This is a genomic window from Pseudomonas sp. Pseusp3 (genome assembly GCF_047304225.1).
Taxonomy (GTDB): Bacteria; Pseudomonadota; Gammaproteobacteria; order Pseudomonadales; family Pseudomonadaceae; genus Aquipseudomonas; species Aquipseudomonas fluorescens_CD.
Window position 1 is genome coordinate 1 of sequence record NZ_JBGLYV010000013.1, and the last position, 26,127, is coordinate 26,127.

General features: G+C 62.3%; 25 protein-coding genes and 1 pseudogene. 13 read left to right on the forward strand and 13 right to left on the reverse strand.

Annotated features, from left to right (window positions below; all coding sequences use genetic code 11):
* The 5 genes from ACCD00_RS06610 to paaF form a co-directional block, all read right to left on the reverse strand.
* Positions 1 to 808 (reverse strand): acetyl-CoA C-acyltransferase (locus ACCD00_RS06610; protein ID WP_413422993.1); only part of this gene is annotated, 808 nt, incomplete at its 3' end.
* Complete coding sequence (paaI, locus tag ACCD00_RS06615; RefSeq protein WP_413422995.1) at positions 805 to 1,251, reverse strand: hydroxyphenylacetyl-CoA thioesterase PaaI; 447 nt, start codon at positions 1,249 to 1,251, stop codon at positions 805 to 807. The genes ACCD00_RS06610 and paaI, both read right to left, overlap by 4 nt.
* Entirely contained in the window at positions 1,244 to 2,761 is a 1,518-nt protein-coding gene (gene paaH, locus ACCD00_RS06620; protein ID WP_413422997.1) for a 3-hydroxyacyl-CoA dehydrogenase PaaH, read from the reverse strand. Before paaH ends, paaI begins: the two co-directional genes overlap by 8 nt.
* A gap of 3 nt (positions 2,762 to 2,764) precedes the next feature.
* Positions 2,765 to 3,556 (reverse strand): 2-(1,2-epoxy-1,2-dihydrophenyl)acetyl-CoA isomerase PaaG, encoded by a 792-nt coding sequence (paaG, locus tag ACCD00_RS06625; RefSeq protein WP_413422999.1) that lies wholly within the window; start codon positions 3,554 to 3,556, stop codon positions 2,765 to 2,767.
* A gap of 47 nt (positions 3,557 to 3,603) precedes the next feature.
* Entirely contained in the window at positions 3,604 to 4,377 is a 774-nt protein-coding gene (gene paaF, locus ACCD00_RS06630) for a 2,3-dehydroadipyl-CoA hydratase PaaF (RefSeq protein WP_008021633.1), read from the reverse strand.
* A gap of 348 nt (positions 4,378 to 4,725) precedes the next feature.
* On the opposite strand from paaF, the gene paaY reads away from it, so the two are divergent.
* The 3 genes from paaY (at position 4,726) to feaR (ending at position 7,438) form a co-directional block, all read left to right on the forward strand.
* The gene (paaY, locus tag ACCD00_RS06635; RefSeq protein ID WP_413423125.1) at positions 4,726 to 5,322 is read left to right on the forward strand and encodes a phenylacetic acid degradation protein PaaY; all 597 of its coding nucleotides are present in this window, start codon (positions 4,726 to 4,728) and stop codon (positions 5,320 to 5,322) included.
* A 176-nt stretch (positions 5,323 to 5,498) separates the two neighbouring features.
* Positions 5,499 to 6,422, forward strand: coding sequence for a phenylacetic acid degradation operon negative regulatory protein PaaX (gene paaX / locus ACCD00_RS06640; RefSeq protein ID WP_413423001.1), 924 nt, complete (start codon positions 5,499 to 5,501; stop codon positions 6,420 to 6,422).
* A gap of 101 nt (positions 6,423 to 6,523) precedes the next feature.
* The gene (gene feaR, locus ACCD00_RS06645; RefSeq protein WP_413423003.1) at positions 6,524 to 7,438 is read left to right on the forward strand and encodes a transcriptional regulator FeaR; all 915 of its coding nucleotides are present in this window, start codon (positions 6,524 to 6,526) and stop codon (positions 7,436 to 7,438) included.
* A gap of 128 nt (positions 7,439 to 7,566) precedes the next feature.
* On the opposite strand, the gene ACCD00_RS06650 is transcribed toward feaR, so the two are convergent.
* Both ACCD00_RS06650 and ACCD00_RS06655 read right to left on the reverse strand, forming a co-directional pair.
* Positions 7,567 to 8,310 carry an anti-sigma factor family protein gene (locus ACCD00_RS06650; protein ID WP_413423005.1) on the reverse strand — a complete coding sequence of 248 codons (744 nt, stop codon included), beginning with the start codon at positions 8,308 to 8,310 and terminating at the stop codon, positions 7,567 to 7,569.
* On the reverse strand, positions 8,303 to 8,815 hold the full coding sequence (locus ACCD00_RS06655; protein WP_413423007.1) for a sigma-70 family RNA polymerase sigma factor: 513 nt from the start codon (positions 8,813 to 8,815) through the stop codon (positions 8,303 to 8,305). The genes ACCD00_RS06650 and ACCD00_RS06655 overlap by 8 nt, the downstream gene beginning before the upstream one ends.
* 154 nt (positions 8,816 to 8,969) lie before the next feature.
* Here ACCD00_RS06655 and ACCD00_RS06660 point away from each other — a divergent pair, with 154 nt between their 5' ends.
* Complete coding sequence (locus ACCD00_RS06660; RefSeq protein WP_413423009.1) at positions 8,970 to 9,938, forward strand: metallophosphoesterase family protein; 969 nt, start codon at positions 8,970 to 8,972, stop codon at positions 9,936 to 9,938.
* 14 nt (positions 9,939 to 9,952) lie between these two features.
* On the forward strand, positions 9,953 to 10,261 hold the full coding sequence (locus ACCD00_RS06665) for a cupredoxin family copper-binding protein (RefSeq protein ID WP_111285877.1): 309 nt from the start codon (positions 9,953 to 9,955) through the stop codon (positions 10,259 to 10,261).
* Positions 10,262 to 10,393: 132 nt separating this feature from the next.
* Here the strand turns inward: ACCD00_RS06665 and tynA are convergent, their stop codons facing one another.
* A complete protein-coding gene (gene tynA, locus ACCD00_RS06670) occupies positions 10,394 to 12,679 on the reverse strand; it encodes a primary-amine oxidase (RefSeq protein ID WP_413423011.1) in 2,286 nt (761 codons plus the stop codon).
* Between the two features lie 234 nt (positions 12,680 to 12,913).
* Here tynA and ACCD00_RS06675 point away from each other — a divergent pair, with 234 nt between their 5' ends.
* From ACCD00_RS06675 to ACCD00_RS06685, 3 genes are all read left to right on the forward strand, one after another.
* Positions 12,914 to 13,414, forward strand: coding sequence for a sigma-70 family RNA polymerase sigma factor (locus ACCD00_RS06675; RefSeq protein WP_413423013.1), 501 nt, complete (start codon positions 12,914 to 12,916; stop codon positions 13,412 to 13,414).
* Positions 13,415 to 13,454: 40 nt separating this feature from the next.
* Entirely contained in the window at positions 13,455 to 14,438 is a 984-nt protein-coding gene (locus ACCD00_RS06680) for a FecR family protein (RefSeq protein ID WP_413423015.1), read from the forward strand.
* A gap of 98 nt (positions 14,439 to 14,536) precedes the next feature.
* Positions 14,537 to 16,960, forward strand: coding sequence for a TonB-dependent siderophore receptor (locus ACCD00_RS06685; protein WP_413423017.1), 2,424 nt, complete (start codon positions 14,537 to 14,539; stop codon positions 16,958 to 16,960).
* Between the two features lie 145 nt (positions 16,961 to 17,105).
* Here ACCD00_RS06685 and ACCD00_RS06690 read toward each other — a convergent pair whose 3' ends face one another.
* Positions 17,106 to 18,257, reverse strand: coding sequence for an MFS transporter (locus ACCD00_RS06690; RefSeq protein ID WP_413423019.1), 1,152 nt, complete (start codon positions 18,255 to 18,257; stop codon positions 17,106 to 17,108).
* Between the two features lie 166 nt (positions 18,258 to 18,423).
* Here ACCD00_RS06690 and ACCD00_RS06695 point away from each other — a divergent pair, with 166 nt between their 5' ends.
* A complete protein-coding gene (locus ACCD00_RS06695; RefSeq protein WP_413423021.1) occupies positions 18,424 to 19,416 on the forward strand; it encodes a diaminopimelate epimerase in 993 nt (330 codons plus the stop codon).
* A gap of 119 nt (positions 19,417 to 19,535) precedes the next feature.
* Here the strand turns inward: ACCD00_RS06695 and codA are convergent, their stop codons facing one another.
* From codA to ACCD00_RS06715, 4 genes are all read right to left on the reverse strand, one after another.
* Positions 19,536 to 20,780, reverse strand: a complete 1,245-nt coding sequence (gene codA / locus ACCD00_RS06700; protein WP_413423023.1) for a cytosine deaminase — start codon at positions 20,778 to 20,780, stop codon at positions 19,536 to 19,538.
* Between the two features lie 113 nt (positions 20,781 to 20,893).
* The gene (locus tag ACCD00_RS06705) at positions 20,894 to 21,676 is read right to left on the reverse strand and encodes an alpha/beta fold hydrolase (RefSeq protein WP_413423025.1); all 783 of its coding nucleotides are present in this window, start codon (positions 21,674 to 21,676) and stop codon (positions 20,894 to 20,896) included.
* Positions 21,677 to 21,821: 145 nt separating this feature from the next.
* On the reverse strand, positions 21,822 to 22,178 hold the full coding sequence (gene queD / locus ACCD00_RS06710) for a 6-carboxytetrahydropterin synthase QueD (RefSeq protein ID WP_008021670.1): 357 nt from the start codon (positions 22,176 to 22,178) through the stop codon (positions 21,822 to 21,824).
* Between the two features lie 75 nt (positions 22,179 to 22,253).
* Complete coding sequence (locus ACCD00_RS06715; protein ID WP_413423027.1) at positions 22,254 to 23,333, reverse strand: patatin-like phospholipase family protein; 1,080 nt, start codon at positions 23,331 to 23,333, stop codon at positions 22,254 to 22,256.
* Positions 23,334 to 23,530: 197 nt separating this feature from the next.
* Between ACCD00_RS06715 and ACCD00_RS06720 the strand changes: the two are divergent.
* The 4 genes and pseudogenes from ACCD00_RS06720 to ACCD00_RS06735 all read left to right on the forward strand — a co-directional run.
* A pseudogene (locus tag ACCD00_RS06720) lies at positions 23,531 to 23,721 on the forward strand (peptidase); the annotation flags it as partial.
* Positions 23,721 to 24,041 (forward strand): PepSY domain-containing protein, encoded by a 321-nt coding sequence (locus tag ACCD00_RS06725; protein WP_413423029.1) that lies wholly within the window; start codon positions 23,721 to 23,723, stop codon positions 24,039 to 24,041. The pseudogene ACCD00_RS06720 and the gene ACCD00_RS06725, both read left to right, overlap by 1 nt.
* A gap of 3 nt (positions 24,042 to 24,044) precedes the next feature.
* Positions 24,045 to 24,713 carry a response regulator transcription factor gene (locus ACCD00_RS06730; protein WP_057396084.1) on the forward strand — a complete coding sequence of 223 codons (669 nt, stop codon included), beginning with the start codon at positions 24,045 to 24,047 and terminating at the stop codon, positions 24,711 to 24,713.
* Positions 24,710 to 26,023, forward strand: a complete 1,314-nt coding sequence (locus tag ACCD00_RS06735; protein ID WP_413423031.1) for a sensor histidine kinase — start codon at positions 24,710 to 24,712, stop codon at positions 26,021 to 26,023. The genes ACCD00_RS06730 and ACCD00_RS06735 overlap by 4 nt, the downstream gene beginning before the upstream one ends.
* The last annotated feature ends 104 nt before the right edge of the window (positions 26,024 to 26,127 follow it).

Consider the following 26,127-nt stretch of genomic DNA (forward strand, 5'->3'; position numbering starts at 1 on the left):
CTTCCGGGCTGGCCAGCAGCAGGGCACAGGCACCGTCGTTGACCCCGGAGGCGTTGCCGGCGGTGACGCTGCCGCCTTCGCGGAACGGCGTCCCCAGTTTGGCGAGCTGCTCAAGGGTGGTGTCGCCGCGCGGGTGTTCGTCGTGCTCGACCACCTTGGCCGGGCCTTTGCGCTGGGGGATTTCCACCGCGACGATTTCTTTGGCCAGGCGCCCGTTGGCCTGGGCAGCGGCAGCGCGTTGCTGGCTGCGCAGGGCGAAGGCGTCCTGGTCGGCCCGGGAGATGTTGAACTGTTCGGCGACGTTCTCTGCCGTTTCCGGCATGGAGTCGATTTCGTAGGCCTTTTTCATCAGCGGATTGACGAAGCGCCAGCCGATGGTGGTATCGAAGATTTCGGCCGCACGGGAAAACGCCTGCTCGGCCTTGCCCATCACCAGTGGCGCGCGGGACATGGATTCAACGCCACCGACCAGCATCAGCCCGGTTTCGCCGCTGCGAATCGCCCGGGCGGCGGTGCCGATGGCATCCAGCCCGGAGCCGCACAGGCGATTGAGGGTGGTGCCCGGCACGCTGACCGGCAACCCGGCCAGCAATGCCGACATGCGCGCGACGTTGCGATTGTCTTCGCCGGCCTGGTTGGCGCAGCCGTAGATCACGTCGTCGACCGTGTTCCAGTCGACTTGCGGGTGGCGGCGCAGCAGTTCGCGCAACGGCACCGCGCCGAGGTCGTCGGCGCGCACGCCGCTCAGGACGCCAGCGTAACGGCCGATGGGGGTGCGCACCGCGTCGATGATCAGGGCGTCTTTCATTCGGGGGTCTCCTGCGTCAGCACCGGGCCGCGCACTTTGTAGGATTTGCCGTGGAACAGGGCGATCAATTGGCCCTGCTGGTTTTCGATGCGTACGTCGTAGTTGCCGGTGCGACCGGAGCGGCTCTGCTCGATGCAGTCGGCGTTCAGCGTGTCGCCCAGGCGGGCCGGGGCGATGTAGTCGATGCTGCAACCGATGGCCACCGTGGCTTCGTTGTAGCTGTTGCAGGCAAAGGCGAACGCCGAATCGGCGAGGGCGAACAGGTAGCCGCCGTGGCAGGTGCCGTGGCCCTGGACCATGTCGGCCCGCACGGTCATGCCCACTCGGGCAGCACCCGGACCGGCGGACAGCAGGCGCATGCCCATGGCCTGGCTGGCGGTGTCGCGCTGGAACAACGCTTGTGCGCAGTCGCTGGCGAGGTTCATCGCTTCGCGGTTAGTCATGGAAGTTTCTCCCTTCGGCAACCCGGCGGCGCAACAACAGCGATGGCCGGTAGCGTTCTTCGCCGTAGGCGGCTTGCAGGTTGTCCAGCACGGTCAGGATGTGGGGAAGGCCTATGGTGTCGGCCCAGGCCAGCGGGCCCTGTGGATAATTGACCCCGGCACGCATGGCCAGATCGATGTCGGCGGCCGAGGCCACGCCTTGCAGCAAGGCGTCGGCGGCCTCGTTGGCGAGCATGGCGACGGTGCGCAGGACGGCGAGGGCCGGGCTGTCGTTGAGCAGGCTGATCTTGAGGCCGGCGCGTTGCAGCAGGGCGATACCTTGTTCGAGTGCCAGCGGATCAATGCCGTTCGAGTAGCTGATGGCGATGCGCTGGGCCTTGGCGTAATCGTGCGCCAGATCCAGCAGGATCAGGTTGCGCAGCCCGTCTTCTCGGGCACGCTGGCAGGCCATGCGGCCATCGCTCAAGGCCAGCACGGCGTCGCCCACTCGCAACAGTCCGCGACCGTCGCGCCGGATGACTTCGACGCCTTGCTCGCTCAAGCGCGCGAGCAAACCCTGGGTGATGCCGAGGTCACCTTCGGCGATACAGGTCTCGACGCTCGCGCTGCTGCTGATTTCAGCTGCTTGCGGGCGTTCGGCGCCTTGGGCGTAGCTGTAGAAACCCTGTCCGCTTTTGCGCCCCAGACGTCCGCCGTCCACCAGTTCTTTCTGGATCAGCGACGGCAGGAAGCGCGTGTCCTGGTAATAGGCGTCAAACACCGAGCAGGTCACGGCGTAGTTGACGTCGTGGCCGATCAGGTCGGTCAGTTCGAATGCGCCCATGGCAAAACCACCAGCCTCACGCATCAGCGCATCCAGCGTCGGGCAATCGGCAGCGCCTTCCTGAAGCATCCGCAGGCTCTCGGCGTAGAACGGCCGGGCCACGCGGTTGACGATGAAACCCGGTCTGGAGCGGGTGTGCACCGGTTTTTTGCCCCAGGCTTTGGCGGTGTCGTACAGACATTCGGCGAGTGCCGGGTCGCTGGCCAGGCCGGAGACAACTTCCACCAATGCCATGACCGGCGCCGGGTTGAAGAAGTGCAGGCCGAGCAAGCGCTGTGGATGATCAAGTTGCGCGGCGATGCTGGTGATCGACAGCGACGAGGTGTTGCTGGCCAGGATGCAGTGCTCGCCGCAGATGCCTTCGAGCTGGCGAAACAGCGCGCGTTTGACCTCAAGGTTCTCGACGATGGCCTCGATGATCAAGTCGCAGTCGGCCAGGGCTTCGATGGCTTCCACCGCGTGCAGGTTGGCGATGGTGGCGCTGCGCGCTTCGGCGGACAGCTTGCCGTTTTCGACCCGCTTGCCCAGTTGCCGATCAATGCCTTCGATGGCTTGCGCCGCCGCGCCGGGGCGGTTGTCCAGCAGCAATACCGGATGACCGGCTTGAGCTGCGACCTGGGCGATACCGGCACCCATGGCGCCGGCGCCGATCACGGCGACGCGTTCAGTTTTATTCAATGCGGTCATGACTCAGCGTCCCTTGAAGCTTGGGGTGCGTTTTTCCATGAAGGCGCCGACGCCTTCGCGGTAGTCCTCGCTGCGCCCGGCCAGACGTTGCAGATCGCGCTCCAGCTCCAGTTGCTCGTCGAAGCTGTTGCTCATGCTGGCGTTGAGGCTGCGCTTGATCAGCGCCAGGCCGTAGGTTGGCTGGGTGGCCAGGTGTTGCGCGAGTTTCAGCGCTTCGTCGCGCAGTTCGGCGTCTTCCACGCAGCGGTAGATCAGGCCCCATTGCTCGGCCTGTTCGGCGGTCAGGCGATTGCCGAGCAGGGCCAGGGCCTTGGCGCGGGCCATACCGACCAGGCGCGGCAAGGTCCAGGTGCCGCCGGAATCAGGGATCAGGCCGATCTTGCAGAACGCCTGGATGAAACTGGCCGAACGCGCGGCCAGTACCAGGTCGCAGGCCAGTGGAATGTTGGCGCCTGCACCCGCAGCCACGCCGTTGACCGCGCAGATCACCGGCATCGGCAGGTCGCGCAGTTGGCGGATCATGGGGTTGTAGAACTTCTCGATGGATTCGCCCAGGTCCGGCACGGCACTGCCCGGCGCGACGTTGCGGTCGCTCAGGTCTTGCCCGGCGCAGAAGCCGCGACCTTCACCGGTCAGCAGCAGTACGCGCACGTCCGGGTTCTGCCGCACCTGTTTCAGCGCTTCCTTCACTTCGCCATGCATCTGGGTGTTGAAGCTGTTGAGCTGGTCCGGCCGATTGAGGCTGAGCAGGGCGACGCCGGCCTCGATGGAAAACAGGATGTGTTCGAAGTTCATGGTCTTGGCGCTCTCTAAGAGGTCGTACGAATTCGGTGGGCCGATGACTACTGGCCGGTAAAGGTCGGTTTGCGCTTTTCCTGAAAGGCCTGGATGCCTTCATCACGGTCGCGAGTGCCGGCCAGCACGGTGAAAGCGTGGCGCTCGAAACGCAGACCGCTGGCCAGATCGGTGTCCATGGCCTTGAGCAGCGCTTCCTTGGCCAGGCGCACGGCCAGTGGCGCCTTGGCCGCAATGCTGCGGGCGATGTGCAGGGCGCGCTCGACGGTAAATTCCGGTTGGGTCACTTCGCTGACCAAGCCGGCGCGCTGGGCCTGGCGGGCGTCGATCGGCTCGCCGGTCAGCACCATCTGCATGGCCATGGATTTGCCGACGGCGCGCAGCAGGCGTTGGGTGCCACCGGCGCCGGGCATGATCCCGAGGTTGATTTCCGGTTGGCCGAAGCGGGCGTCTTCGCCGGCAATGATGATGTCGGCGTGCATTGCCAGTTCGCAGCCTCCGCCGAGGGCAAAGCCGTTGACCGCGGCGATCAGCGGTTTGCTGAAGCGGGTGATGGTTTGCCACGACGCCTGGCGCGGGTCGTCGAGGATGCCGACCAGGTTGCGTTCGGCCATTTCCTTGATGTCGGCACCGGCGGCGAAAGCCTTGCGGCTGCCGGTGAGGACCACGGCGCGGGTGTCGGGGTCGGCTTGCGCGGCATTCAGCTCATCGGCCAGTTCGCCCAGCAACTCGGTGGTCAGGGCGTTCAGGGCTTGCGGGCGCTGCAGGGTAATCAGGCGGACGCCGGGCTCGATCAGTTCGACGGCAAGGGTTAGAGGCATGGCGGATGCCCTCACGGTGCACGCTCGGCGTGGTGCCGGCTCGTTATTGGATCGGCCGCAGGGGCCGGTTTTGCCCAAGTATAGCTATAACGTGATACGTAAATGCAATACGAAAATAGATTTAATGTGTCTTATTGGTTGGGTGTTCGATTGATTTGCTTCCTGCGTAAAGGACGCTGATGGCGGGTTTTGCCCTGAATTTATTGGGTTTAAGCCCGATTAAGACGGCCCGTTGGCATTCGTCGGAAAGCGGTATTTCAAGTGATACGCTTTTTAGTCTTTGTGCTTGTAAAAGTGATGTGATACAAAATGAGCCATTATTTGCATCGCTTTGTGAAGGACGCTTTCATGACCTGCTACAGCCTTGATGGCCTGACCCCGGTGGTTGACCCGAGCGCTTATGTGCACCCCTCCGCCGTATTGATCGGTGACGTGATCATCGGCCCGCATTGTTATGTCGGTCCGCTGGCCAGCCTGCGCGGGGACTTCGGGCGGATCGTGCTGGAGGAGGGCGCCAACCTGCAGGACACTTGCGTGATGCACGGTTTCCCCGACAGCGACACCGTGGTCGAGCGCAACGGCCACATCGGCCACGGCGCGGTGCTGCACGGTTGCCGGATTGGCGCCGACGCCTTGGTGGGCATGAATGCGGTGGTGATGGACAACGCCCGGATCGGCCCGCGTTCATTCGTTTCGGCGGCGGCGTTCGTCAAGGCCGGCTTCGAATGCCCGGAGCAGTCGCTGGTCATGGGCGCCCCGGCGAGCATCAAGCGCACCCTCAGCGATCAGGAAGTGGCGTGGAAGCAGGCGGGCACACGTGAGTACCAGGAATTGGCCAGGCGTTGCCTCACGCAGATGCGGGTTTGCGAACCGCTGAGCGAGCCGGAAGCTGATCGCCCGCGCATCAGCGACAGGGGGTTGCGGCCCAAGGGCAGTGCCCTGTGAATACAAATCCCCTTGTAGGAGCGAGCCTGCTCGCGATGGACGTCAACGATGACGCGGGCTGTCTGAATGCCCGTATTGTCCGGACGTTTTTCGCGAGCAAGCTCGCTCCTACAGGTGGGTGCGATTAACAGGCAGGTTTTCGGTATATTCCTTTTCTTTTTTTGCACGGAACGCCCATGTCGTCCCTGACCCCCTTGAACCATCTGATTACACGCTTCCAGGAACAGACGCCGATCCGTGCCAGTTCCTTGATCATCACGTTGTACGGGGATGCCATCGAACCCCATGGCGGCACCGTGTGGCTGGGCAGTCTGATTCATTTGCTCGAGCCCATCGGCATCAACGAACGGCTGATCCGTACGTCGATTTTTCGCCTGACCAAGGAAGGCTGGCTGACCGCCGAGAAAGTCGGTCGTCGTAGCTACTACAGCCTGACCGGCACCGGTCGCCGGCGTTTCGACAAGGCCTTCAAGCGCGTCTACAGCACCACGATGCCGGCCTGGGATGGCTCCTGGTGCCTGGTGATGCTCTCGCAACTGACCCAGGACAAGCGCAAACAGGTGCGCGAGGAGCTGGAGTGGCAAGGCTTCGGTGCGATTTCGCCGGTGGTGCTGGCCTGTCCGCGCAGCGACCGTTCCGACGTCAACGCGACCCTGCTCGACCTTGGCGCGCAGGAGGACACCATCGTCTTCGAAACCACCGCCCAGGATGTACTGGCCTCCAAGGCGCTGCGCCTGCAAGTGCGCGAGAGCTGGAACATCGAGGCGCTGGCCGCGCACTACAGCGAGTTCATCCAGTTGTTCCGGCCGCTGTGGCAAGCGCTGCGCGAGCAGGAAAACCTGCAGCCGGCCGACTGCTTCCTGGCACGGGTGCTGTTGATCCACGAGTACCGCAAGCTGCTGCTGCGCGACCCGCAACTGCCGGACGAGTTGTTGCCCGGCGATTGGGAAGGCCGCGCCGCCCGCCAGTTGTGCCGCAACATTTACCGTTTGATCTACGCCAAGGCCGAAGAATGGCTGAACGCTGCACTGGAAACGGCCGACGGCCCGTTGCCGGATGTGGGTGAAAGCTTCTACCGGCGTTTTGGCGGACTGAAATAGCACGTCATTGTTCAGGGAGTGGTGCTGTTCAGGAGACTTGAAGCATCCGATGTCGTGTGGATTGACGTAGACAATAAAAATAAGCCTGCGTGAGGCCTGACATGATTTCTACAACTGCACAGCGCCATGATGGGTTCGACCAGTGGATCCATCAGATCAACCAGATCTGTGGCGCCTTCAACGCACAACCCCTGGGCAGCGAATTTGCCGGGCGCATCCGCGAATACCAGAGCGATGCGCTCAAACTCAGTTTCGTCGACGCGTGCCAGGCGCGGTTGTACCGTACGCCCCAGGAAGTCGCTGCGGGCGAGGGCGGCAAGTATTTTGCGGTGTTCCAGCTCGACGGCACGGCGGGCATGGCCCAGGGCGATGACAAGGTCTTGTTGTCCCCCGGTGACATCACGCTGATCGATGCCTCGCGGCCCAGCGACTTCACCTACAGCGAAAACTCCCGGCAGTTGTCGTTGATCCTGCCGTATCAACTGGTCGAGCAAACCCTGCGCTTCAATCAGGTCAGGTGCGGCCACCGGATTGCCGCCAGCTCGCCCATCGCGATGCTGTCGCACCGGTTGATCCTCGATGCGACCCGCCAGCAGCACCTGACCCGACAGGAAAGCGAAGCAACCCTGGAGGCGATTGTCAGCCTGCTGCGCCCGGCGATCAGCCAGGCCGACGACTGCACCGATGCCCATGAGCGGATTTTCCGCAAGACGCTGAATTGCATTGACGAAAACATTCGCTCCGAAGACCTGTGCCCGGAATGGCTGGCACGGGAAGTCGGCATGTCCACCCGTGGCCTGTACCGGATGTTTGCCAAGAAAGGCCTGGTGGTGGCGCGCTACATCAAGAACCGCCGCCTGGACCTGTGCGCCGAGTCCCTGCGCCAATCGGGCAAGGAGCAGAAGTTGTCGGTGCTGGGGTATTCGTGGGGCTTTTCTGATTCGAGCTACTTCTCCACCGCGTTCAAATCGCGCTTCGGCATTGCGCCGGGGGAGTATCGCAAGCAGCATGCCTGAGTTTTTGCCTGTACCTGTAGGAGCGAGCTTGCTCGCGATGGTCGTGAACGATAACGCTTACAACCAGATGCCCAACGGTGCCATGGCGTTTTTCGCGAGCGAGCTCGCTCCTACAGGGGGTAGACGTTTTACGTGCCATTGCGGAGCAACTGGCCCAGCGCTTCCAGCTCACTTTTCTCAAGGTCCGACACCAGCACGAAGCGCATATGGTTCTCTTGCCAGGACACCACGTTGAAGCCGCGGATCGTTTCGCTCCGGCGCGGTTTGTCCGCCTCCGGCGTGGGCAGGATGAACACATTGATAATGTGCTTGTTGCGCCCGTAACTCAGGGCCGCCGTGGTCTGGTGTTGCAGATAATCCAGGCGCCCGCCCAACAGTGGAAAACCCTGCGCCGAGTAATCGAATACCGGTGGCGAGAAGTCGAGTTTGCCGGTGAACCAGGGTTTCACGGTATGGCGGTCGGACGACACCACATCGTTCAAATGCTCGCCCATCAATGAGCGAACGTGGCTGGAGACGGCCTCGTCCATCAGCGGTGCCTGGACGCCCGGTGTTGCCACAAAAAGCACCATGGCCAAGGCCAGCGCCGCCGCTGAAAACGCCGGCGCGAACCAGGTTCGCCAACGCTCGATGAAACGGGGTTTTGGCGGATCAACGGGGAACACACTGGCGGCCAGCGCTGCCGGTGCCCTGTAATACACCGCGCTCTGCTTCACACCAGCCACCAGCAACCGAGCCTGATCATGCAATCGCGCACATTCGGCGCAAGCGGCCAAATGCCCGGCCACATTCGCCGTGGTCGGCGGATCGAGTTCCTTGTCCAGGTAGCCATGCATCAGCGTCTGGCAAACCGTGCAGTCGAGTTCATTCATGATCGTGCAGCTTCAGTAGTTCGAGCTTGAGCATGGCGCGAGCCCTGGCGAGTCTCGACATGACGGTTCCCAGGGGAATGTCGACCACCAGGGCGATGTCCTTGTAGGGCATGTCTTCGAGCTCCTTGAGAATAATCACCTCACGAAACACAGGTGGCAGGGCGCACAGGGCTTGCTGGACCAGCGCCGCATTTTCCGTGTGAATGGCCAGCAACTCCGGGGTCTGGTCGTGGCTTGATGCTCCCGGGTCCTGGGCAACATCGTCGCCGAAAGCGACCCAGTGGCGCCCGGCCGTGGCCTTGAGCCAGGTGTAGCTTTCATTGCGCACGATGGTCAGGAACCAGGCCTTGGCGTTGCCATCGACGAAACGCTGGGAAAACCTGAAGGCGCGCAGGGCGCTTTCCTGCACGACATCGCGCGCGGCGCTGTCGTTGCCGGTGAGCCAGCGCGCGAGGTTGTAGGCGGCGTCCAGGTGGGGCGCAAACAGTTCCTCAAATCGCTTCATGGTGGTTCCCGCACTGTCCCTCTTCTATAACCATGGTCCGTGGCATTTTATTCCCCGGTAAAAGAATATTTTTCGACCGGGAATAAAGACCCGTCCCACAAGGTTTTACCTCGTGTCAGCTGCATCACTGTAGTTCGCCTGCGAGGGAAAACTGATGAACATTCATTCAAAACACCAACGACGCGTCGACGGCCTGCTCAATCCTGACCGCCGCACGCTGCTCAAATGTTCGGCGTGGGCCGGGGCCGGCGTGGTCTGGGCCCTGTGCGGCGGCATTCCCCGGGCTTTCGCCCTGGATGACGCGGGAAATGTCACAGACCCCAAGGCACTCGCCAGCAACTTCCACTTTGTGCAGGTCAGCGACTCGCACATCGGTTTCAACAAGGAGGCCAACCCGGAACCGGTCAAGACCTTGCAGGTGGCCATCGACAAGGTCATCGCGCTGCCAAAACGGCCCTCGCTGATCCTGCATACCGGGGATATCACCCACCTGTCCAAGCCCGAAGAGTTCGACACCGCCGCCCAGTTGCTCAAGGGCCTGCCGTCCACCGTGCACTACGTGCCGGGCGAGCACGACACCCTCGACGAGGGCGGCGGCAAGCTCTATCTGCAACGCTACGGCAAAGGCACCAAAGGCAATGGCTGGTACAGCTTCGATGACCACGGCGTGCATTTCATCGCGCTGGTGAATGTCTTCAACTTCCAGGCGGGCCATGAGGCGACCCTTGGCGCCGATCAATTGGCGTGGCTGGCCGACGACCTGCGCGCTGTAACGAGCAGCACCCCCATCGTGGTGTTTACCCATATTCCGCTGTGGACGATTTATCAGCCATGGGGTTGGGGCACCGAGGATGGCGACCAGGCGATTGCCATGCTGCGCCCTTACGGTTCGGTGACGGTATTGAACGGGCATATCCATCAGGTCATCCAGAAGGTCGAAGGCAATATCACCTTTCATACCGCCCGTGGCACCGCGTATCCGCAACCCGCGCCGGGCACGGCGCCGACGCCTGGGCCGATGACGGTGGCCGCCGATCAGCTGCGCAATTATCTGGGAGTCACCGACGTGCGGGCGACGCAGGGTGAGCATCCGCTGGCGCTGATCGATTCGACACTGGTCTAGGGGAGGGTAAGCGAATGAAAACGCGACTGTTGGCGGTTGCCTGCCTGATGCTGGCGATGCCGGTATGGGCTCAGGAGGTGAAGGTCAATATCAAGGAGTTCATGTTCGGACCCAAGGATCTGGCGGTCGCCGTGGGCACCAAGGTGACGTGGGTGAACGATGACGAGATCCCGCACACGGTGGCAGAGACTCACAAGGTATTTCGCTCGGCGGCGCTGGACACCGGTGACAGTTACTCCTGGGTGTTCAACACGCCGGGGGAGTATGAGTATTTTTGTGCACTGCATCCGCAGATGATCGGCAAGATTGTGGTCAGCCAATAATCCACTGATCCACTGATCCACTGATCCACTGATCCGCTGTAGGAGCGAGCTCGCTCGCGAAAAACGTCAGGACAACACGGGTATTCAGACAGTCCACGTCATCGTTGACGTCCATCGCGAGCGAGCTCGCTCCTACGGTGCGTTGAGGTTCAGGGTCGGTGTTTCATCGAAGAAATTCCACGGTTTGAGCAGCACATGCACCCATTCGGTCGGCATGATCGGCCATTCTTCGGCACGGGCGATGTGGGTGGTGCCGGTGGTCAGCCAGACCACATCGTCAGTGTTCTCGATGGAGTGGTTGTCCTGGGTGAATTGCCCCAGGCCCGAGTCCTTGTCCGAGCGGTTCGGGTACTTGCCTTCCGGGTATTTTTCCTCGGGGTTGTATTGCGTCACCCACAACTGCTTGTCCATGAAACTCAGGCGGTGGTACAGCCATTCGTCCTTGCCGAAGTTGGCACCCTTGGCCACCGGGTGCGTGCCGCCGGCGTACGGAATCAACTGATAGGAAACCGGGTTGCCGACTTTGTTTTCCTTGCTGAAGTTGGTCAGCAGGCGCACGGTCGACGGGTCGAATTTCTGCGCTGCCTGCTGCTCGTTGCCGACAATTTTGGTTTCGGTCTGCATGGTGCTGGTGCGCGGGCCGCCACGGTCGTTCGCCAATACCACCGGGTTCACTTCCACCAGTGAGTTCTGCTCGCCGTCCACGTCCATATCGAGGCGGAAGTTGTAGATGTGCTGGTGCGTGGTGCCGACGATGTTGTGGTCCAGCAGGGTGCCGTAGCGGGTGTCTTCTTTGGCGGTGTCCTCGTGCATGGTCTTGGATTTCACGCCCTTGACCGCTTCGATACCGGTGGCGCCGGCGTCGATGCCGATGGTGCCGTTCTGCTGGAAGACCCAGTCGAAGATGTAGTCGTAGTTGCCCACGGTGCTGATCCAGCGCACCACCAGCTCACGACGCTCGGTGCTGAGGTTGGGCTGGCCCATTTCCTGGTGCTTGTATTCCGGACCGGCGTAGCGCTCGAACACTGCGATGGCGCGCGGGATCGCGGTCGGTGCGCCGGTGTAGTCGGCGATGGTGGCGTCCAGCAGCACGGCGTTTTCCGGGGCGTCTTTGCCGCGGGCGATCGGTGAAGTCAGGGTGCCCATGCCGTAGTCGCCGGAGTCGAGGTAGGCCTTGAAGTACCAGCCGATATCCGGGTCGCCGTAAGGCACGATCATGCCGCCCAGCGAGCCTTCGTACATGATTTTGCGTTTCTTGCCCTTGTCGTCGTAGGTGACGGTGGACAGGATCGGACCGACCCGCGAATCGAGGCGAACGTGGAATTCCCAGTTCTGCCAGTGAATGCTGTTGCCGCTGATGGTGTAGTTCTTGCCCTCGGGCTCGGTGATTTCCAACGGTTTGACCTCGACGCCCTTGCGTCCGCGCCCGTCATACGGCGTCGGCTTCATCGGCACCGGGATCAGCGCTTCGTCTTCGATCTTGATCAGCTTCTTCTGTTCCAGATCGACAATCGCCACCAGCCCTTCAATCGGGTGCGCCCAGTAGTTGCCGTCGTCGGTGTTGAGGTAGCTGACGATTTTCAGCAGGCGCTTGTCCTGCGCCAGGCCGTCCTTGCCGTCGAAGTAACCGACGGTCAGCGGCGTGGCCACGACTTTTTTCACATCGTTGATGCCGCGCTTGGCCAGGGCCTGGGCGTATTCCGGGCTGGTCTCGACGGCCGATTGCACCGTTGCGAAATCGTCCAGGAGCACCATGCCGTGGGCGCCTTCGATCGGCTTCCAGGACTTGAGTTGTTTGCTGTCGAGATCGACCAGCGCCTCGATCACGTGCTTGCCGTCGAGTACCACGATTGAGGCCTCACGCGGCTGGGCGACGTTCTGCCCGGTCAGGGCGAAGTTCCACACCTGATCCTTGGGCGGCTCCTTGACCGAGACTTCGGTAAAGCGGAAACCGGGTTTGTAGTTTTCCGATTTCTTGACGATGTCCACGGCCGTGGTGATTTCGGCGGCGCTCAGGGGGTTGAGCGGGTTAGGGCGGGTCTCGACGACGAAGGTCTTGTCCAGCCCGGACTGGAACACCTGGTTGATGAAGTCCGTGGACATGAACGCCGTGTGGTCCTTGAACACCACCGGCACTGTCAGCTCGATACGCTTGCCGTTGAGCATCGCCACTTTACTGTCGGGCTTGACCTTGAGATAGACCCCGTCCTTGGCAATGGTGAACAGGTTGGCGTAATCGTCCCATTTCACCGTGGCACCAAAGGCCTCCAGACCCGCTTGCAGCGGCACCATGTCGGCGTGACCGCCGTGGGCCTGGGCATTGCCCGCCCAGAAAGGCAGGCCGAGGGTGCTCAGGGTGATGGCCAGGGCCAGGCGGGCAAGCGGTGTTCTTTTGGGCGACGCTTTGGGGCTGAACATGTGTGAATTCCTGGGGAAAAGCCGGGTACGGGCATTCCTGCACTTTGTTACAACCCGTCAATGGTTGCATTTGAATGCCTGCCAGATTTCTTTGCTTCCGTGCCGCCATCCAGCTTTGCTGACGAAATGCACCATGGCAAGCGGACAAAGTGCACCGGTGTGAAGGCCGCAAAGCATTGCTTCAAGTTAATAGGAAGCATTACTATTCACGCCCCGTCTCCACAGCACAGCGCAATGACCCTCAAGCTGCCCCGCAGACACGGCTTTTTCGAGCATTACGAAGAGTTGGTTGGCACCTGGACCCGTCGCCTGAGAAACCGTCAGCAGGCCGAGGACCTGGCCCACGATACCTTCGTGCGGGTGCTTGAGTCCGATTCGGCGCAGGTGGAGCAGCCCCGGGCGTATTTGCACCAGACCGCGCGCAACATCGCCGTGGATGGTTATCGGCGTGAGGACCGGCGGGGCGCCATGGAGTCAGAGGCGATCGATCTCAGTGAGTCGCCGACCGGCGACCCGGAGCATTTCATGCACGCGATCCAGTTGGCGGATTCCATCGAGCGGGCGCTCACCGAGCTGCCGGTCAACTGCCGCAAGGTGTTTGTCTGGCAGAAAATCGAGGGCCTGACCCAGGCCGAAATCGCCGAACGCCTGGGACTGTCCAAGAACATGGTGGAAAAGTATATGATCCGCACGCTTCGGCACCTGCGTGATCGCCTGGACGGGTTGCAGTCATGACCGGCCGCGCTTTCTCCTCCCCAGCCAAACAGGAACTTCCATGATGGATACTCGTGATTGTGCGTGCGGGCAGACAACGGTTCGCGATGACGCGGCGCAGTGGTTTGTGCGATTGCAGGAGCCTGTCGTCGATGTCGAAGTGCGTCGCCGGTTTCAGGCCTGGCTGGACGAACACTCCCAACACCGTAACGAATTCGAATTGCTCCAGGGGTTGTGGAGCGCCGCCGACCTGGTGCCGGCGGCGCGTTTGCGTGCCTTGTGTGAAACCCCGCCAGCCCTGAAAAAGCGTCGCCCCGTGCTGCGTTACGCGGTGGCCGCCAGCGTGCTGGCGGTAGCGCTCGGCCTGGGCCTGTTCAACGGCCTGAATCATCCAGCGCCGTACACCGCCGAGTTTTCCACGGCCCTGAATGAGCGACGCCATGTGGCGCTGCCGGATGGCTCGGTGGTCGATCTGGACAGCCGCAGCCGGATTCAAGTGCGCTTTGAAAAGGGTCAACGCAACGTTGAGCTGAGCGAAGGCGAAGCGATGTTCAGCGTCGAACATGACACCAGCCGGCCTTTCGTGGTCGCGGCGGGCAGCGGCAAGGTCACGGTCACCGGCACCCGTTTCGATGTACGTCGCGGCGCCAGCGCAACCCGGGTAGTGGTGGAGCAGGGCACCGTCAAGGTTCAAGGGCGCGACGCCGCCGACAGCGATTTCATCAATCTGACAGCTGGCCTTGGCACCCACGTCGATGCCCGGGGCAACGTTGCCGCCGCCTATGCCGTCAACCCGGCGGAAATGACCGCCTGGCGCAGCGGCAAACTGGTGTTCAACAACGCCAGCCTGGCTGACGTCGCCGAGCAGGTCTCGCGTTATCGGGAGAAACCGCTGAAGGTCGGCAACGCGGCGGTGGGCAATCTGCGCCTGACCAGCGTGTTCAAGTCCGACAACACCGACGCGCTGCTCAAGGCCTTGCCGAGCATCCTGCCGGTGGCCGTGCGCACCCTTGGCGACGGCAGCCAGGAAATAATTTCAAAATAAAATTCAGGTTTTTTTCGAGTTCATCGTCTTCCTGTTCAACTGCAACTGGTTTGCATTAACAAGCGCACACTCTTGCGATCCACAGGATTACGTTCGACGTGAAAATCTCCACCGCTAAAAACAACAAACTCCCCTGGTTGCCGCTGGCCCTTGCGCTGGCGGTCAACGTAGCGCTGCCCCAGGCCTTTGCGGCCGACGGCATCCACATCCCGGCGCAACCCTTGGGACAAGCCCTGAGCCAGTTGGGCCAGCAGACCTCGCTTCAGGTGTTCTTCAGCCCTGAACTGGTCGCCGGCAAGCAGGCTCCGGCGGTGGATGGCAACCTTTCCCCGGAAGACGCGCTACGCCAGTTGCTGCAAGGCAGCGGCCTGCAATACCGGATCGATGAAGGTTCGGTGACGCTGATGCCGGTGCCAGCCTCGACGGCCAGCGGTCCGCTGGAGCTGGGCGTGACTGACATCAAGGTCGTCGGCAACTGGCTCGGCGATGCCGATGCCGCCGTGGTGCAGAACCACCCCGGGGCACGAACCGTGATCCGCCGCGAAGCCATGGTCGAGCAGGGCGCGATGAACGTCGGCGACGTGTTGAAGCGCGTTCCCGGTGTGCAAGTGCAGGACGCCAACGGCACCGGTGGCAGCGATATTTCCCTCAACGTCGGCGTGCGCGGCCTGACTTCGCGCCTGTCGCCTCGCTCCACCGTGCTGATCGATGGCATCCCGGCGGCGTTCGCGCCTTATGGCCAGCCGCAACTGTCCATGGCCCCGATTTCCTCTGGCAACCTCGACAGCATCGACGTGGTGCGCGGTGCCGGTTCCGTACGCTACGGACCACAAAACGTGGGCGGTGTGATCAACTTCGTGACCCGTGCGATCCCGGAACAGGCCTCTGCGGAAATCGGCACCACCCTGGAAACTTCGCAGCACGGTGGCTGGAAGCACATCGACACGGCATTCATGGGCGGCACCGCGGACAACGGCATGGGCGTGGCGCTGTTGTACTCCGGCGTGAACGGCAACGGTTACCGTGAAAGCAACAACGGCAACGACATCGACGACGTGATCCTCAAGACCCATTGGGCGCCGACCGATGTCGATGATTTCAGCCTCAACTTCCACTACTACGATGCCAAGGCCGACATGCCCGGTGGCCTGACCCAGGCGCAGTTCGACGCCGACCCGTTCCAGTCCGTGCGCGACCACGATAACTTCAGCGGCCGCCGCAAGGATGTGTCGTTCAAGTGGGCGCGGCAGATCGACGATCGCACTCAGGCTGAAGTGCTGACCTACTACACCGACAGTTTTCGTGGCAGCACCATCGCCTCCAGAGACCTGAGCACACTCAACTCCTATCCGCGCAGCTACTACACCTTCGGCATCGAGCCACGGGTGTCACATGTCTTCGATGTGGGGCCGACCACCCAGGAAGTCAGCGTCGGTTATCGCTACCTCAAGGAAGCCATGCACGAAGAGGCCAGCCGTGTGGCGCTGGTCAACAACGAGCCGGTCGCGCGTCCGGGGGCGGACGGCCATGTCTATCAGGACCGCACCGGTGGAACCGAGGCCAATTCGGTCTACGTCGACAACAAGATCGACGTTGGCAACTGGACCGTCACTCCGGGGATTCGCTTCGAGCACATCAGCACCGACTGGCACGACCGCCCGGTGCTCGATAACGCCGGTAAACGGGTGCCTGAGAAAAACCGCAGCATCGAAAGCAACGAGCCGCTGCCAGCCCTGAGCGTGATGTATCACGTGTCCGATGCCTGGAAACTGTTTGCCAACTACGAAACCTCGTTCGGCGCGCTGCAGTACTTCCAGTTGGGTCAGGGCGGTATCGGCGACAACACAGCCAACGGCCTGCAACCAGAAAAGGCCAAGACCTACGAAATCGGTACGCGCTACAACGATGACGTGTGGGGCGGTGAGGTGACGCTGTTCTACATCGACTTCGACGACGAACTGCAATACATCAGCAATGATGTGGGCTGGACCAACCTCGGCGCGACCAAGCACCAGGGCATCGAAACGTCGGTGCACTACGATCTGGCCGCGCTGGACCCCCGCCTGGACGGCCTGACCGCCAATGCCGGTTTCACCTACACCCGCGCCACCAACGAAGGTGACATCCCGGGCTTCAAGGGCCGTGACCTGCCGTTCTACTCCCGTCAGGTGGCCACTGCCGGCCTACGTTACGACATCAACCGCTGGACCTGGAACCTCGACGCGTTCGCCCAATCCAAGCAGCGCTCGCCGGGCACCGGCGTGAACGCCGACGGCAGCTTCAACGGCAACTACATCACCGAAGGCAGCGCCGACGGCCAGTTCGGTGACATTCCGGGTTACGTGACCTGGAACGTGCGTAGCGGCTATGACTTCGGCCCGCAGGTGTCGAACCTGAAGCTGGGAGCGGGGGTGAAAAACATCTTCGACAAGCAGTACTTCACCCGCTCCAGCGACAACAACTCGGGCATGTACGTCGGTGCGCCGCGCACGTTCTTCGTGCAGGCCAGTGTCGGGTTCTGATAGACCGAGGTGCCCCAGAAACCCTGTGGGAGCGGGCTTGCTCGCGAAAGCGGTGTGTCATTCAGCATTGATGTTGGCTGACACTACGCCTTCGCGAGCAAGCCCGCTCCCACATTTGGTTCGCAGGTTTACCGGTGGAAGCTTTTCAGACCTTCAACACTTTCCCGCCAACGGCCACCGCCACCAGCAGCACCGCCATCAAGGCAAAGGCAAAACTCAGGCTGCTGCCATGGGCGATGAAGCCGATCACGGCCGGCCCCGCCAGGATGCCCGCGTAACCCAGGGTGGTAATGGCCGGCACGGCGATGCTCTCGGGCATGACTGTCTGCTTGCCCACGGCGGTGTACAACACCGGCACGATGTTCGAGCAACCGGCACCCAGCAGCGCATAACCCACCAGCGCCGCCTCCCAACCCGGTGCGAAGGTCGCCAGCAACAAGCCTGCGGCGGCTGTCAGCCCGCCGAACACAATCACTCGTTTCGCGCCCAGCCGCCGTACGATTTTGTCACCGGTCAGGCGTCCCACGGTCATGGTCAAGGCAAACGCTGCGTAGCCGAGCCCCGCGTAGGCGGTGTCGATACCGCGCTCCTGCGCCAGGAACACCGCGCTCCAGTCCAGTGCCGCGCCTTCGGCCAGGAACACGATGAAGCACATGCCACCGATGAACAGGACGATGCCATGGGGAACGGCAAACGCCGGGCCCGAACTTTCGCTGCCATAGGGCAACAGGTGTGGCACGGCCTTGGCCAGTGCGATCAACAGCAGCACGATCACCACCAGCGTGGCGCCCAGTGGTGAAATGCCGAGCCCGAGCAAGGCACTGACACCTGCCGCGCCGACTATGCCACCGAGACTGAACAGGCCATGGAAACCCGACATCATGTTACTGCCGCTGGCGCGCTCGACGATCACCGCTTGCAGGTTGACCGTCGAATCCACCGTGCCCAGGCCCGCGCCGAACATGAACAAGGCAGCGATCAAGGCCGGAATCGACGACACCGTCGCCAACAGTGGCAGGGCGGCACAGATCAGCAGGGTCCCGCCGGTCGCCACGCGTCGGCAGCCGAAACGGGTGGCCAGGATGCCGGCCAGAGGCATTGCCAGAATCGAACCCACGCCAAGGCTCAGCAGCAACAGGCCCAGGGTGCCTTCATCCAGCCCGGCCCGGGCCTTGGCATAGGGCACCAGCGGCGCCCACGCGGCGATGCCGAACCCTGCGATGAAGAAGGCGATGCGCGTGGACATCTGTTCCAGGCGGCCGGGAACGAAGGTGGTTTGGCTGTTGAGGCTGGTCATATCAATCCCTGGTAAAAAAACGTCACGTCCTCAACGGACAGTGATCGGCCGACGAGGGTTCGATCAGTGCCCGGAAAGTTTTGCGGTCAAGCAGGGCGACATCGTTGCACAGCGCCGCTGTGTTTCGCGATATGTTGAGGCATTCCAATGACACACGGAGGGCGCCATGGCGCAGAGGTACGATGCACGGGGCAATATTTACATCGTGGTGGCGCCCGAAGAACTGCGCCGCCAGGGTATCGACTTGCCCCTTCAGGCCGGCCACGCCGCACAAAGCCGTCAGGCATGGGCCGTGGCGGCCATCGAGGCTTGCTGTAGCTGGGCACCCGGCACGCGGCCGGTCGGCGGCAAGGATCATCGCAGCGACGGATTGCTGGTCGGACCGTTTCAGTCGTCGTCTCCCTTCGATCTGCTGATCGTCAACACCGATGGCACGCTGGCCGAACGCAGCGGCAACGGGCTGACGATCTTTTCTCAGGCGCTGAGCGACCAAGGTTTTTTTGCGCAGGGCGAAACCTGTGAACTCAGGGTGCATCACGATAAAACCGACACGGCTTCACCGGGGCAGACTTCGGTGAAAACCGCTCAAGTCGAGGGCGTGAAGGGTTTCTGGCTTGACCTTGGCCAGCCTGGGTTCGGGCCGTCGGCGGTCAGTGCCGCGGGCGTTGAAACGGCGCTGTTGAACGGCCATGAGCTCAGCCACGTCAAACAGTTGTCGACACTCAATGGCGCATGGTCGCGCAGCCAGTTCGTGCGGGTCGGCAACCCGCATTGCGTGACGTTGGTCGACAGCGCCGATGCCTTGCCGAGCAACGAGCAGATGCGCGAGCCGGCGTTGGGCGAAGGGCTGACGCGAATCGCCTACGCGATGCCGACCGGGGCAGGACAACCCTGTGTTGCGGGGATCAATCTGCAATGGGCGATGCGCTTGTCCGCAGGGCACATCGCTGCACGGGTGTTCGAGCGGGGCGAGGGGCCGACGGCGTCGTCGGGGACCAGTGCCAGCGCAGTGGCCTGTGCGGCGTGGCGCGTGGGTTGGGTCAGTGCCGGGGAAGTGAAGGTAACGATGCCGGGGGGCACGGCGCCGATCTTGCTGGAGGAAGAGCAGGGGGCGTTGAGTCGGGTCAGCCTGTTTGGTACGGCTCGAATGATCGATTGATTGTCAGATCGCCTTCGCGAGCAAGCCCGCTCCCACAACTGAGCGAGTTGCCCGGACAAACGCGATCAAATGTGGGAGCGGGCTTGCTCGCGAAGAGGCCTGCCCAGTCAACACCAAACTCAGCTCACCCCACTGAACTCCACCACCGGCATCGTCCGCTTCATCAACACCTTGCCATCGCGCACCGAGTACAGCGGCAACCCCTGGCTGCGGATGACCTCGTAGTCACTCTCGGCCGACAGGATCAGCAGGTTCGCCGGTCGCCCGCGTTCCAGGCCATAGCGATCGCCGAGGTTCATGGCTCTGGCGCTATTGTCCGTCACCAGGTCCAGCGCACTTTGCAGGTTGCGATAACCGAGCATGTGGCAGATGTGCAGACCGGCTTCGAGCACCCGCAAGATGTTGCCATTGCCCAGCGGATACCACGGATCGACGATGGAGTCCTGGCCGAAACACACGTTCATGCCCGCTTCCAGCAACTCGTTGACCCGGGTCACGCCCCGGCGTTTCGGGAAATTATCGAAGCGCCCTTGCAGGTGGATGCTTTCAGTGGGGCAGGAGACAAAGCTGATCCCCGAATGCCCGAGCAGGCGAAACAGCTTGGCGCAGTAGGCGTTGTCGTAGGAGCCCATGGCCGTGGTGTGGCTGGCCGTGACCCGCGAACCCATGTCGCGGCTGCGGGCCTCTTCGGCCAGCACTTCGAGAAAGCGTGAGTGCGGGTCGTCGGTTTCGTCGCAATGCACGTCCACCAGGCAACCGCTGCGTTCGGCAAGGTCCATGAGGAACTTCACCGAACTGACGCCCTGATCGCGGGTGTATTCGAAATGCGGAATGCCGCCCACCACATCCGCCCCCATGCGGATGGCTTCTTCCATCAACTCGCGACCATTGCGGTAGGACTCGATGCCTTCCTGGGGGAACGCGACGATTTGCAGGTCGACCAGGTGCCGGCTTTCCTCGCGCACTTCGAGCATCGCCTTGAGCGCAGTCAGTTGCGGGTCGGTGACGTCGACGTGGGTGCGCACATGCTGGATGCCATGGGCGGCGAGGGCCTGGATGGTTTTCCGGGCGCGGGCCTTGGTGTCTTCCAGGGTGATGGTTGCCTTGCGCTCGCCCCAGCACTCGATGCCTTCGAACAGCGTGCCGCTCATGTTCCAGCGCGGCTCGCCGGCGGTCAGGGTCGCGTCGAGATGAATGTGCGGCTCGACAAAGGGCGGCACCACCAGATTGCCGCCGGCATCCAGATCGTCAGGGCCCAGGGTCGGGGCTTCGATCTGGCGGGAGATGCTGCTGATCCGGCCGTTTTCCAGGTACAACTCATGCAGGCCTTCCTGGTTGCGCAGACGGGCATTGATGATGTGCATCGGGCGGATCCTTTTAGCGAGTCGTATAGGCAATACCTCTACGTTAGCTCGCTGGTGGCAACTCGTGCCAGTGACATTGATCAGCGTAATCCAAATGTGGGATTTGGGTTTGTTCAGGAGATTTTTTGCAGGGGCAAGAACCGCATCAAGGCAGCGATGACTGCTTCAGGCGCGTCTTCCTGGACCAGGTGCCCGGCGTTGGGTATCGGATGGAACTGCGCGCCGGGAATCATCTGGTGTAAGGCCCGCCCGCGTTCGACGGGAATCCACCGGTCGTCTTCACCCCAGAGAATCTGCACCGGGCAGCAAATCGTCGGGTACAACCCCTGCGCCTCAAGGGTGTAGCGCTCGTCCATCTGCGCGATCTGCCGGTAGAACGCCGCTTGCCCCGGTTCTCCCAGCCATGGCTGTACGTAGGGGGCGAGTTCGGCGTCGGGAATGTCGCGCTGGATGGCTCCGCGAATATAGGCCGGCACGATGGCGCGCTGGATGTAATCGGGCAATCCGATGAACGCCGCTTCATGCTGACGCACATGCTGCACGAACGGCGAACCCCAGGGTGTCAACGCTACCGGGTCGATCAGTGTCAGGCTGCGGTAATCCTTGCCATCGAGCAGATGCGTGCGCAGGGCGGTAGCGCCGCCGAAGTCGTGGGCCACCACGTCGGGGCGATCCAGGCCCCAATGCTCCAGCAGTTGCGCCAACAGCTGGTTTTGCACGCCCAAGGACACATCGCCATCCGGCTGTGCGGATTGCCCGTAACCCAGCAGATCGAAGTAGTACACGCGGTGTGTGGTGATGAAGTGCGGCGCTATCCGGTGCCACACCCAGGAAGAAAAGGGCGTGCCATGCACGAACACCAGCGGCGGGCCGTCGCCGTGAATGGCGTAGCGCACCTGATGTCCTTTGAAGTCAAAAACCTCATCCAGCGGCTGTAGGAGCGAGCTTGCTCGCGAAGAACGTCAACGATAACGCGCGGCAGCTGGCAGCCCGCGGGGCTCTGGCGTCCATCGCGAGCGAGCTCGCTCCTACAGGTGGGGGCTATTCGCCGCGATAGATGCAACCGCTGGTGCAGGTTTCGTGGATGCGGATCGCACTGAGTTCCGGCAACAGAGGCTTCAATTCCTGCCAGATAAACTTGGCCAACACTTCGCTGGTCGGGTTTTCCAGGCCAGGAATGTCGTTCAGGTAGTTGTGGTCCAGACGCTCGTACAGCGGCTTGAAGATCTCTTTGATTTCCGAGAAATCGCGGATCCAGCCGGTGTGCGGGTCGAGGTCGCCGCTCAGGTGGATCGCCACTTTGAACGAGTGACCGTGCAGGCGCCCGCACTTGTGGCCGTCCGGTACGTGGGGCAGGCGGTGGGCGGATTCGAAGGTAAACTCTTTGAAAATTTCCACAGTATCTTCAGCTCTGTTCAGGTGGCGTTCGCCGCAGCGATTCGGGCAGGTGGCGAGTTTACCAGTTTGTCCTGACTAAAGGGTCAGCAAGCGCTCGCCCAGGCGACCGTTGGCGGCCAGTTCGAGGAATTCGTCGCCCATGCGGCGGCTTTCGTCCATGGTCGTGCGCCAGTATTTCTGCCGGCTCGGGGCGTCGCCCATGAAGCGCTTGAAGTCGTTACGGTCTGGCAGCTTGCCGTAGGGCAGGCGCGCCAGATAGTCCTTCGACGGCGCCAGCAGCAGCACGTTTTGCAAGCGCGCCGGGCAGGCGCGGCGCCACGGCAGGGTCTTGTCGAACCAGCCGGGAATCACCCGATCGGTGAAATGCGGGTAAAGCACGATGTCGTTGCCGCTGTAAGGCAGGTCCAGGTGGTAGTCCAGCAAGCCGCCGTCGCGGTAGGTGCCGGCGCCAGCGCCCGGCAGGTCGCGCACACCTTCCATCACCATCGGAATCGAGCCCGAAGCCAGCAGGGCCTGGCGCAGATTGCCGGCGTTGAGGGCGACGAAGCGCGACGGGAAGTCGTGCAAGGCGTCGACCGGCGGCGCCAGGCGCGGGTCGTGGATGATCAGGCGTTCGAAGTGCCGGGCCAGCCGCGCCCGGCCGCGCAGGTTGTCGGCGATGACCGAGGACAGGCCCAGCCCGAGGCGTCCGCGGTGATCGTCGGCGAGCAGGCCGTGGCTTTTGACCACCATGATGTTCAGGCGGTAATCGCTGTTGTCGAGGATCGAGGCATCGCGACCTTCGAGCAGGTCATTGAGCATGCGCTGTGAGCTCTGGCTAATCTGCGCCATGGTCACGCCCTTGGCGAAATTCTGCTCGGTGTACAGCTGCCCGAGACGCCGGATTCCTTCGGCGGCGTCTGGCAGGCAGGCGCTGGCGAAGCGCCAGGAACCCACCGATGCACCAATCAGCGAACGTTCCCGCGGTGCCGCCGGCAGCCACTGGCCGAACAGCGCCAGGTCCAGCCCCTGAATCCCCAGCGCCTTCGGACCGCCGGCCGCACCGGGCAAGGTGCCGACTTCAGCCGCATCCAGGCCGTTGGCGCGGATGTGCGCAAAGGCGCGCGGACCGGCCTTGAGGGTCAGGGAAGGGAACTTGATGTGGATGGCGGTCATTACGGTCTCGATGTGTGGCCAGCAGAAATTATAAACACGAACACTGTGGGAGCGGGCTTGCTCGCGAAAGCGGTTTGACCGTCAACATTGATATCGACTGACACGGCCTCTTCGCGAGCAAGCCCGCTCCCACAGGGAATGTGTAATGGCCAGCAGTAATGGCCATTCAGCTTCAATTAAGTTCGTCCAGCTAAGGTGTCGCCCACGCCCGGGAACCTGGCCCGGATCAAGCGCCGGAATTGCAGACGCTGGTACCATTGCGGCTTTCGAGAAGCTCACACCACTCGCACTGGCCAGTTCTACCGATGATCGGCAGCAGGGTATCGACCGGGATCTGGAATTAGACGCTGTCAGCGGGCAGGTTCTCAAGAATCATCAGGATTGGTAATGAAGGTGTTTTTATTCAATCGATGCGCCGGCGGCCGGATGGCGCTGCTGCTTCTGGCATTTTGCTCAGCGGTGATGGCCCGCGACCTGGACCAGGATGAAGCCCTGCGCCTGCGTCAACAGGGCGTGATCCTGCCGCTGGAGCAACTGCTGCAGCAGGCAATGGATCGCTACCCCGGCTCGAAACTGCTGGAAGCCGAGCTCGAAGAAAAACACGACGTCTACATTTATGAAGTCGAGTTGCTGACCCCTGAAGGCGTGGTCCGCGAACTGGGCATCGATGCCGCCAACGGTCGCTTATTGAAAGACAAGGAAGACTGATCCATGCGTTTGCTTCTGGTGGAAGACCATGTGCCCCTGGCCGACGAACTGCTGGCCGGTCTCAACCGCCAGGGTTATGCGGTGGACTGGCTGGCCGACGGTCGCGACGCGGTGCATCAGGGCAGTACCGAACCTTACGACCTGATCATCCTCGACCTCGGTTTGCCCGGCGTGCCGGGGCTTGAGGTGCTGGCGCAATGGCGCGCGACGGGGCTGGCCACGCCGGTGCTGATCCTGACGGCCCGTGATTCCTGGGCCGAGCGCATCGAAGGCCTCAAGGCCGGTGCCGACGATTACCTGACCAAACCCTTTCATCCCGAAGAGCTGTTCTTGCGCATCCAGGCGCTATTGCGCCGTTCCCATGGCCAGGTCAACCAGCCGACGCTCAAGGCCGCAGGGCTGCACCTGGACGAAAGTCGCCAGTGCGTTGTCCGCGACGGTGCGGACATTCAACTGACTGCCGCGGAGTTTCGCCTGTTGCGTTATTTCATGCTGCACCCCGAGCAGATCCTCTCCAAAAGCCACCTCGCCGAACACCTCTACGACGGTGAAACCGAGCGCGATTCCAATGTGCTGGAGGTCCACGTCAACCATCTGCGCCGCAAGCTCGGCAAAAGCGTGATTGAAACCCGTCGCGGCCAGGGCTATCTGCTCGGCGGGCAAGCCCGGTGAGATCGATCCAGCGCCGCTTGAGCCTGGGCCTGATCAGCGTGATGGTGGTCGTTGGCCTGGTGCTGGCGCAAACCAGCCTGTGGCTGTTCGAAATGGGCTTGCAGCGCTACCTCGAAGCCGGGTTGCGCAATGACAGCGAGAACCTGCTGGCGGCCCTCGTGCGCGGGCCGCAAGGCTTGCAACTGGATGAACGACGGCTGTCGCCGGCCTATCAGCGGCCGTTTTCCGGGCATTATTTCCGCATCGATTTCGCCGACGGCCATTGGCGCTCCCGTTCCTTATGGGATCAGGAACTGCCGGCACTCGATCAACCCGGCCTGCACGACAACCTGCAACTGGGGCCGGAAGGGCAGCAGTTGCTGGTGCTGCGTACGGACTATCGACGTTCGGGGGTGCCGATTTCCATCAGCGTCGCCGAGGATTACACGCCGATACGCGAAAGCTTCCGGCGGGTGCAACAGCTTGGGTTGGGCCTCGGTTTGACCGGGCTGCTGCTGATTTTGCTGCTGCAGCGGATTACCGTGCGCCGCGCCTTGCGGCCGCTGGAGCAGGCGCGCGAACAGATCGCGCAGTTGCAGCGGGGCCAGCGCTCGCAACTCGATGATCAGGTGCCGGTGGAACTGGAGCCACTGGTGGCGCAGATCAATCACTTGCTGGCCCACACCGAGGACAGCCTCAAGCGCTCGCGCAATGCCCTGGGCAACCTCGGCCACGCGTTGAAAACGCCGTTGGCGGTGTTGTTGAGCCTGGCCTCGAGCGAACAGCTTGAGGCGCACCCGCAATTGCGCAAGACCCTCAGGGAACAACTGCAGCAGGTCGAACAGCGGCTCAACCGGGAACTCAATCGTGCGCGGTTGTCCGGCGATGCGTTGCCGGGCGCACTGTTTGATTGCGATGCCGAGTTCCCCGGATTGCTGGCAACCCTGAACATGATCCATGGCGAACACCTGGCGCTGAGCTACCGCGCACCGACCGGCCTGCAATTGCCATGGGATCGTGAAGACCTGCTGGAACTGTTGGGCAACCTGCTGGATAACGCCTGTAAATGGGCGGATGCCGAGGTTCGCGTGAGTGTGGCCGAAACGGCGGACGGGTTTGAACTGAGTGTCGAAGACGACGGCCCGGGCATCCCCGAAGAGCGTCGCGATCAGGTGTTCAGCCGAGGTACGCGGCTGGATGAACAAACCCATGGGCATGGCCTGGGGCTGGGCATCGTGCGCGACATCGTCGATAGCTGGGGCGGGAAACTGTCGTTACTGCAAAGCGAATGGGGCGGGCTGAAGGTCGTCATCGAATTACCCAGACACTGAGATCCATTGTGGGAGCGGGCTTGCTCGCGAAGGCGGTGTGTCAGTCGATAAAAATGTCTGCTGACACTCCGCCTTCGTCGGAACGCCGCCCGGAGCAAGCCCGC